Below are 9405 nucleotides of genomic sequence, written 5' to 3'. Positions count from 1 at the left end.
AAAAATTTACCTTCATACACAGCGCATACAGGTAAGGTTTTTAAAGATGTAAAACCATATTTAATAGTCGGTATGGGTGAATCAGGTGAGATAAAGGTTTGGGTTTCAAATACACCATCCGCTGGGTTTACAGGTCGCGTATTACACGAGCTTGGCTCAGGGCAAGCCCAGTGGCGTGAGAATAAGTAGCAGAGCCACAGCCCTAACATTCTCTAAATTATGAGTAGAGGCGGCCCGTAGCTTTGGCCCACAAAGTGATGCGAGACAAGCTTTATAAAAAGATTATAAGCATCATAGGTGCTTAATATCAGGCATTACTTTGCAACAATGCCTTTTCTGAATCGATTTTAATTTCAACACCACTCCCATTTTAAGATAATCGGATATATAAATAACTTTTAAATTTAAGTATCGAGTCTGAGCCCTGTGTCTTGTTTAATTTTTTCGATCACCATATAAGTGTGGTGCGTACCAACACCCGGTATATCGACTAAATCACCAAGCACTTGACGGTATTCATCCATATCCGAAACCCGAATCTTTAATAGGTAATCATAGCCACCAGCAACCATGTCGCACTCAACCACTTGCTTTATTTTTAAAATATGTTCACGGAACACTTTAAATACCGCAGTATTTGACGTCACTAACGACACTTGCACATGCGCGACTAAGCTTTGATTAAGTTTGGCTTCGCTCAACTTGGCAAAGTAACCTTCGATGTAACCTTCTTGTTCAAGCCGTTTTACTCGATCAAGACACGGGCTGGGACTTAAGTTAACCTGCTTTGCGAGGTTAACATTAGATATTCTGCCGTTTTTTTGCAGAACGTCTAAAATTGCTAAATCGATACGATCGAGCATGCGTAATCTATTCGGACTTGTCATAACAGAATTTTATGCGGATAAGTTTAAGGTATGCCCTGTAAATTATCGTAAAACGCTAAATTTAACCAGCATATTCTGCTGGATTTTAATTAGAATGCACGCATTACGTACATAAAAATCGGGCAGCGAAATTTTTTAGCTGCAAGACTCCATACACCAGAGGGTTGCTTATGTTATTTGACGGCGATTTGACAACAACGTGTCCAATCAGACAAAAAATCCGTGACTTTTATCGCATTGACGAAAATGCTGTAATTGATCATATTTTACCGCTTGCTGAAGTTGGCGTAAAAGCCCGCAGCCGTGCTTGGGAACGTGCTCGCCAGATAGTTCACACTATTCGTCGCGATCAAGACGGTCAAAGCGGTGTTGATGCGCTACTTAATGAGTTCTCTCTCTCTAGTGAAGAAGGCGTGGTATTGATGTGCTTAGCTGAAGCATTACTTCGCGTGCCAGATAAAGCCACTCAAGACACGCTAATTCGCGATAAGTTAGCCAAAGGCGACTGGAGCTCTCACTTAGGCAGCAGCGACTCACTATTCGTTAATGCGTCATCTTGGGGTCTATTAGTGACCGGTAAAATGGTTAACTACACTGATAAAACCAAAGAACAGCAGTTTGGTGTACTGAAAAAAACCATTGGTCGTTTAGGCGAGCCGGTTATTCGTAAGTCAGTAAACTTTGCCATGAAGATCATGGGTAAGCAGTTTGTTATGGGTCGTACAATTAACGAAGCCATCGAACGCGCTGCAGAAAAAGAGCAAAAAGGCTATGTATATTCATACGATATGCTTGGCGAAGGCGCTCGCACCATGAAAGATGCACAGCGTTATTTCAATAGCTATATGAATGCGATTCATGCTATCGGTAAAGCGGCAAATGGCCGTGGCCCAATTAAGAGCCCTGGTATTTCAGTGAAGCTGTCTGCGATTCATCCTCGCTATGAGTTTACTCATAAAGAACGTGTCATGAACGAAATTGTGCCTAAGCTTAAAGAGCTGGCCATGGCAGCTAAAAGCTACGATATTGGCTTTACTGTTGATGCTGAAGAAGCGGATCGCCTTGATATTTCACTTGATGTAATCGAAGCAGTATTTAGTGATGATGACCTAGCTGGTTGGCATGGTTTTGGTTTAGCTGTGCAAGCGTATCAAAAACGCGCAATTTTTGTGATTGAATGGTTAACTGAGCTTGCCAGCCGTGTTGGTCGTAAAATGATGGTGCGTTTAGTTAAAGGTGCCTACTGGGATACCGAAATCAAAACCACACAACAAGATGGTTTAGAGCACTTCCCAGTATTTACTCGTAAGGCAACCACCGACGTATCTTACAAAGCATGTGCTATCAAAATGCTAGAAGCACGTGATGTACTTTATCCACAGTTTGCAACCCACAATGCCTACACTGCGGCAACAATTTTAGAAGTTGCTAAAGGTGATAACCAAGGTTTTGAATTCCAACGCCTGCACGGTATGGGTGAATCATTATTCGACCAAATCGTAACTGAAGAAAAAATTCAGTGTCGTGTTTATGCCCCTGTAGGTCAGCACGAAGATTTATTGGCTTATTTAGTGCGTCGTTTACTTGAAAACGGTGCTAACTCATCGTTTGTTAACGCCATTGTAGATACCACGAAACCTGTTGAATCGTTATTACCGGATCCGGTAGAAACACTGCAAGGTTTGCGTAACAAGTACAACACGCAAATTAAGATGCCAATTGATTTATACGGCGCTGAACGTGCTAACTCAAAAGGTATGGATTTAACCGATATCAATGTGATCACGCCATTCAAGGAAAATCTTGATAACTGGTTTGCAGAGCACCGTATTAGTGAAAGCGATATTCCTGAAGGTTCAATTGCAGTTAAAAACCCAGCCAATCATCAAGAGATCATCGGTCATATCAAGCTACAAAATAGCGATGATATGCTCACTCTACTAAGCAATGCAGAAACCGCCTTTGAATCGTGGTCACAAACGCCAGTTAAAGAGCGCGCAAACCTATTACGCCGTATTGCTGATATTCTAGAACGTCATCACGACGAGCTTGTGGCTATCTGTATCAAAGAAGCCGGCAAAGTAGCACAAGATGGTATTGACGAAGTACGTGAAGCGGTTGATTTTTGTCGTTACTACGCAGCTCGCGCCGAAGAGCTAAGTGAAGATGAGCGCTTTGAAGCCCGTGGTGTGATTTTATGTATCAGTCCATGGAACTTCCCATTAGCAATCTTCTTAGGTCAAGTTGCTGCAGCAATCGTAACTGGTAACACTGTTATTGCTAAACCAGCTGAACAAACTAGCTATATTGCGCTGCGCACTATTGAGCTTATGTTATCTGTTGGTTTACCAGAGCATGTGGTACAGCCTGTTATTGCGCGCGGTAGTGAAGTAGGTAAAACTATTGTTCCTGATGAGCGCATTCAAGCGGTTATGTTCACAGGCTCAACTGAGACCGGTACCATCATTTCACAAACACTTGCTGCACGTAATGATATTCAAGTACCGTTGATTGCCGAAACCGGCGGTCAGAACTGTATGATCGTAGATTCAACAGCATTGCCTGAGCAAGTCGTTGACGATGTGATTAGCTCTGGTTTCCAAAGTGCTGGTCAACGTTGTTCTGCACTGCGTGTATTGTTCATTCAAGAAGATATCGCAGATAGCGTAATTGAAATGATCAAAGGCGCGTTAAAAGAGCTACACATTGGCGATCCATCATTACTATCAACCGATATCGGCCCTGTAATTGATGAAAAAGCCTTGAAGAACTTAAACGAACACGTTGAGTACTTAAAAGGCAACGCAACACTGCATTATGAGTGTGATATTCCAGATAATAGCGAAAACGGAGCGTATTTCTTTGCGCCACGTTTATATGAAATCAAAGATCTATCTGTACTGAAACGTGAAGTATTTGGCCCATGTGTACATATCATTCGCTTTAAAGGCACAGAACTTGATAACGTGATTGACCAAATAAATAACACTGGGTTTGGTTTAACCATGGGTATCCATTCACGCATCGAAGAGCGTTGTGAATACTTAGCAAAAATGTCGCGTGCCGGGAACGTCTACGTTAACCGTAATATGATTGGCGCGATTGTTGGCGTACAACCGTTTGGTGGTCGTGGTTTATCTGGCACCGGACCTAAAGCAGGTGGCCCTAACTACTTAACTCGTTTAGTTAAAGAAAAAGCATCACCTGAAAACGTGCAAATGACTAACTTAACACCAGACGAGCTTGACACTCACCACTATTCAGGTGCTGCTGAGCAAGTCGAGAAGTTAATGGCAAACTCCATGCGCGATGAAAAAATTTGGCGCGCAACCCCACTGAACGATCGTGTTTCAGCGGTACGTCAGTTATTAGCTAAAGTTGCCACAGTCGATATTATTGACGAGTTAGCCGACGATTTAGCATTAACACTTGCCGATGCTCGTGCCCAACTTAATCGCCTTGAAAAGCACATGCGTAAGTTTACTACTTTGCCGGGGCCAACAGGTGAATCAAACACCCTTCACCTTGAAGCGCGTGGCTGTGTTGTATGTTATGCCGATAAGAGTACCTCGTTTAACTTCTGGGCTATTTCGATCATCACCGCACTTGCTGCAGGTAATACCGTGATCACCGTAGCGTCGGAGTTATTTTATGACGAAGCGGTGGCCTTTAAAGATAAGTTTATCTCAACAGGTATTGCTGAAGGGGTATTCCAAGTAGCTAAACCGAATCAGTTACAAGCTATTTTGGCGCACCCTCATTTAGCAGGTGCTGTTGTTGCATCGCGCTCATCACGCTTAGGCTACTTCAGTCAACAGCTAGCGCAACGTAAAGGAGCTATCTTGCCAGTGATCAGTGCTGAGTACTACGACACGCTAATCAAGCGCTTATTAACAGAAAAGACCATTAGTATTGATACAACTGCTTCAGGCGGTAATACATCACTAATGACTTTAGTTGAAGATGACGAGTAGAGTTTAAGTAGATATTAACAAAGGGCGCTAATTAGCGCCCTTTTTACTACTTATCCAGTAAGAATTTTGCTAACTTTGTAGTATGTTATTTATTATGAAGTAAACACATTGAAAATTATCCCAATCGATCAGCTTATACCAGGTATGTTTGTACATAGCGTAACTAAACAAACGGGTAAAATTAAAATCAAAAACCAAGGTTGGGTAAAAACGCAAGCTGGCGTACAGCAACTTATAAAAGCCGGTATCTTAGAAGTTGAAATTGATCCTGATAAAACCATCGTTGAACTCACTCCTACTGCCACAACAAACGATATAAAGGTTGAACCGCCTAAACAACGTGATCCTTGGTCTACAACACATAGTGTTGAGCAAGAGATGGACAAAGCATTTAAGCTCTACAGCGAAGCAAAACAACTGCAAAGCAAAGCATTTACCGATATAAAAGCCGGTAACACTATAGATATTACCCCCTTTAAGGAATTAGCTAGCGGCTTTATTGATTCGGTATTTCGTAATCAAGATGCGCTAGCATGCATCACCCGTATGCGTGAAAAAGACGCCTACCTACTAGAACACTCGATCAACGTCTCGATCTTAATCAGTATTTTTGCCAAACACTTAGGTTTTGAACGAGCGCTTATTGAAGAACTTGCCACCGGTGCGCTGTTACATGATATTGGTAAAATTCAGATACCGGATGACATTCTTAATAAGCCGGGTAAGTTAACCGATCAAGAATATAAAGTGATTCAGGATCATGCGCGTTTTAGTAAAGAAATTTTAGAAAAAGCGGGCCTTAAAGGCATTGCCGTCGATATTGCAGGCTTTCATCATGAGCGACTAGATGGCACGGGTTACCCGTTTGGCAAGCGAGCTGATGAAATAAGCCAGTACGTGCGTATGGCATCGATTGTTGATGTCTATGATGCACTTACCGCTGAGCGTGTTTATAAGGCCGGCATGGAGCCAATCAAGGCCTTTAAAATACTCAAAGATGGTTGTCCAGATAGCTTTGATGGCGAGTTACTGACTAAATTTATTCAGTGTATTGGCGTTCATCCAGTTGGCACGTTAGTTAAACTGTCGAGTCAAAAAGTCGGCCTAGTGACCAAAAGCAACCCTAGCAGCCCTCTTAAACCTCAAGTGAAAACTTTTTACAATGCAAAACACGCTCACTATACGCAAGTTCAAGATATAGATCTGGCGCATAACCGAAATCAAGATTCGTTAGAATCCGCCATTAAACCAGCGGATTTCAACATTGATTTAATTAGATTTTTCAAAAATTCAATTTTGCCGTAATGATCACCGAAAACAAAATAGGCCTGCGCGAAGTAGCTATATAATCGTCACTCGGGCCAATCTTGCAGCGCTTTTAAGCTAAATTCATAATCATCAAAACTCAGCACCGTTTGCTCTGGAGTGATCTCTAATACTCTTAAGTCCCCAATGCTATCTCCCTCATATAACTCCCGATTATTGAGCTTTACCCAACGTTTATCAGGTGATGATGAGTAAATATGCGCTTGGTATTTAATTTCTGGCATCAATGCCAACAAAGCATCAGGTAGTAACTCAATCGGCTCAGCATAAGATGAATTTTTAGTGCCTTGCGTTACTTGATGAGATTGGGTGCTTTGAGTATCTTCGATAGCGCGAGCAAAGGCGTTTTTAAGCGCCGTTGGCACAGTTTCAAGTTCTTCATCGCTGACAGTTGCCTCCGGCTTTGATTTCTCACTAGTCGGTTCGCCAATAGGCTTCCCCAATACTTTGTATTTACTCATATCGATATTGCTAGCGCTATTGTTAATCATTGGCTGCATTTGCACTGCATTAGGATTATATTGCTGCTGAGGCGCTGCATATACTTGCTGATAACCATTAGGTGTTTGCACCAGCATTGGCTGACCTTGCGGATAAGCTGGTGCAGTATTTACTGGCACTTGCACCCACTGATATTGCCCTGCTGCTTGTTGGTATTGCTGAGGTTGAACAAATTGCGGCTGAGACATCGGCTGCGTGCTGGCAACTTGGGCTGGGCTAGTTTGTACTGGATTTGTTTGCACCGGTATCGATTGCTCAGGCTTCACTGTGGCAGGTACAGGTGTTTTGTCATCAGCAGGCTCCACTGATTGATCCTGAACAGTCGTTACCACTTGTTCAGGGGTATTAAAATGATTTTTTTGTAACCATTTACCAATTGAAAACCCTGCCATTAAGGTCAGTAAAAAAGCAACCAACAAGCCAAGCGAAATCGCAATAAAACGATAACGCTGCAGTTCTTGCTGCTGTTTTAATTGCTCAGCGTTTCTGTCATGTGCTGACGCTTCATCATGTTGTTCTGATTGTTTTAAGGCATCTAATAAATACGACATATATGACCATTAATTAAAGAATAAACGACAAACCAATACCCAGACTGAGCACAGTTAAAAATGCCAACGGATAGAGCCAATTAAACGACGACTGCTGCTCTATACTAACGGAACTTAATGCACTCGGCGGTAACGCTTCTTGTGCTGAGCGCATTACTATATCACTATCAATCATCGTTAGCTGCTTAGAAAAAGCGCCCATTAAACAGCGTTCACATAATAAGTTTACTAAACGCGGAATACCTGCAGTAACTAAGTGAATCGTTTTTAACGCATCATTTGAGAATAGTCCCCGATCACAACCTGCAACATACAAACGATGCTTAACGTAAGCAAAAGTTTGTCCTTCAGTTAACGGTAGTAAATGATAACGAGCAGTGATCCGCTGTGCTAACTGACGCAACTCATTACGCTTTAATAAAGCCTGTAATTCTGGCTGACCAACCAATACTATTTGTAGTAATTTTTTATGGTTTGTTTCTATGTTAGTTAATAAACGAAGCTGTTCTAGCACGTCAGGGGCTAAAAGCTGAGCTTCATCAATAATCAAAATAGTGTGGCCACCTGCTTGATGATTCGCTTCAAGATGCTTTTTAATTGCATCTGTTAAGGTTTTTAACGTCGCATTTTGCTCGTCATAAACAATATGAAATTCATCGCAAATACTCGCTAACAGTTCCAATTGTGACAGTGCTGGATTATGGATCAACGCCACTTGTGTGTTTTCAGGTAACTGCTCTTGCAAACTGCGGGTTAAGGTCGTTTTCCCTGTTCCCACCTCACCGGTTAACAATACAAACCCACCGGCTTCACCTAAGCCATAAGTTAAATGCGCCAACGCTTCTTTATGGCGTTCGCTTAAAAATAAGTACTGTGGATTTGGCGCGATTGAAAACGGTTTCTCTGACAAGCCAAAATAGCTTAAATACACCCTAAATTTCCTTACTGATTAAATCACGGCCTATAATGGCAAAAAAACAGCGTAAGTGAAAACCTTGTTAGCGTTTTATTAGTTAAATAACGTAAAATAGTTTGCACAGTTAATATTCAGGGGAAATTATGCAAGTTTATTTGGTCGGTGGAGCAGTTCGTGATGAGCTATTAGGGCGAATCATCAAAGAACGCGATTATGTGGTGGTCGGTGCAACTCCTGAGCAACTGATCAAACAAGGCTATCAACAAGTTGGTAAAGACTTTCCCGTTTTTTTACACCCAAAAACTAAAGAAGAATACGCACTAGCTCGTACCGAGCGAAAACAAGGCCAAGGTTACACGGGCTTTGTCTGCGAGTTTTCAGCAGATGTTACCTTAGAAGACGACTTACGCCGCCGCGATTTAACCGTTAACGCTATTGCAAAAGCACAAGATGGCAACTTAATTGACCCTTATGGCGGCAAGCAAGATTTAGACAACCGCATTTTGCGCCATGTATCTGACGCATTTAGCGAGGATCCACTACGCATATTACGCGTTGCCCGTTTTGCAGCTCGTTATCATTATCTTGGTTTTACGATTGCCGAAGAAACCCAGCAATTGCTAACACAGATGATCAACCAAGGAGAGTTACAAACACTCACCGCAGAACGCATTTGGCTAGAATGTGAAAAATCATTAACGGATGGCGCATTTGCTGAGTTCTTGAATATTTTAGCGCAGTTAGGCGCGCTTAGTGCAATCAGCCCTGCCTTAGCAGGTAACTGGAGCGATGAGTTATATCAACAACTAAAAAACCGTTACGCTTACGCACAAAGCCAAAATATAACCGATCAGGCATTATTGTTTGTACAAGCCACTGCATCATTGACGCAAGAAGAGATTAAAATTCTCAGTCAAACTATTCGTTTACCAAATGACGTACGCGACTTAGCATTACAACTTAATACCCACCAAGCAACCTTAACTAGCCAAACAATCACCGCAGAGCAACTACTCAGTTGCTGCAATCAACTCGATTTATGGCGCCGCCCTGAACGGTTCGAGGCAGTTCTAAAAGCCGTTGAGATTAACCAAGCAGCATCACTGGCTAATCAAAAATTATTATTAACAGCAACCAAAGCAGCTAAAGCAATTAACCCGCAGCAATTTATTACGCAAGGCATTAAGGGCGCAGCAATAAAAACCGCGCTAGAACAAGCGCGGTTAGAGGTATTTCAGCAGTATTTTTAA

At 42.1% G+C, this 9405-nt stretch carries 6 protein-coding genes and 1 pseudogene; 4 read left to right on the top strand and 3 right to left on the bottom strand.

The window, feature by feature from the left end; translation table 11 throughout:
• A pseudogene (locus tag H5201_RS13025) lies at window positions 1-189 on the top strand (DUF2931 domain-containing protein); the annotation flags it as partial.
• A 215-nt stretch (window positions 190-404) separates the two neighbouring features.
• Here H5201_RS13025 and H5201_RS13020 read toward each other — a convergent pair.
• Window positions 405-887: a winged helix-turn-helix transcriptional regulator gene (locus H5201_RS13020; protein WP_145235173.1), complete on the bottom strand. Its 483-nt coding sequence runs from the start codon at window positions 885-887 to the stop codon at window positions 405-407.
• 170 nt (window positions 888-1057) lie between these two features.
• On the opposite strand from H5201_RS13020, the gene putA reads away from it, so the two are divergent.
• Window positions 1058-4861: a bifunctional proline dehydrogenase/L-glutamate gamma-semialdehyde dehydrogenase PutA gene (gene putA, locus H5201_RS13015; RefSeq protein ID WP_182718365.1), complete on the top strand. Its 3804-nt coding sequence runs from the start codon at window positions 1058-1060 to the stop codon at window positions 4859-4861.
• A gap of 108 nt (window positions 4862-4969) precedes the next feature.
• Window positions 4970-6166 (top strand): HD-GYP domain-containing protein, encoded by a 1197-nt coding sequence (locus H5201_RS13010; RefSeq protein WP_182739885.1) that lies wholly within the window; start codon window positions 4970-4972, stop codon window positions 6164-6166.
• Between the two features lie 47 nt (window positions 6167-6213).
• On the opposite strand, the gene H5201_RS13005 is transcribed toward H5201_RS13010, so the two are convergent.
• Window positions 6214-7239, bottom strand: a complete 1026-nt coding sequence (locus H5201_RS13005; protein WP_182718367.1) for a general secretion pathway protein GspB — start codon at window positions 7237-7239, stop codon at window positions 6214-6216.
• Between the two features lie 13 nt (window positions 7240-7252).
• Window positions 7253-8170, bottom strand: coding sequence for an ExeA family protein (locus tag H5201_RS13000; protein WP_145235164.1), 918 nt, complete (start codon window positions 8168-8170; stop codon window positions 7253-7255).
• 128 nt (window positions 8171-8298) lie between these two features.
• Here H5201_RS13000 and H5201_RS12995 point away from each other — a divergent pair, with 128 nt between their 5' ends.
• A complete protein-coding gene (locus tag H5201_RS12995) occupies window positions 8299-9405 on the top strand; it encodes a tRNA nucleotidyltransferase (RefSeq protein ID WP_182739884.1) in 1107 nt (368 codons plus the stop codon).

The organism is Pseudoalteromonas sp. SG43-6, from assembly GCF_014164365.1.
GTDB classification, from domain to species: domain Bacteria; phylum Pseudomonadota; class Gammaproteobacteria; order Enterobacterales; family Alteromonadaceae; genus Pseudoalteromonas; species Pseudoalteromonas rhizosphaerae.
This window is presented reverse-complemented; position numbering and strand designations above follow the sequence as displayed.

Coding starts and splice junctions, on each gene's coding strand:
- putA (WP_182718365.1), top strand. CDS start 1,058: ATGTTATTTGACGGCGATTTGACAACAACGTGTCCAATCAGACAAAAA.
- H5201_RS13005 (WP_182718367.1), bottom strand. CDS start 7,239: ATGTCGTATTTATTAGATGCCTTAAAACAATCAGAACAACATGATGAA.
- H5201_RS12995 (WP_182739884.1), top strand. CDS start 8,299: ATGCAAGTTTATTTGGTCGGTGGAGCAGTTCGTGATGAGCTATTAGGG.
- H5201_RS13020 (WP_145235173.1), bottom strand. CDS start 887: ATGACAAGTCCGAATAGATTACGCATGCTCGATCGTATCGATTTAGCA.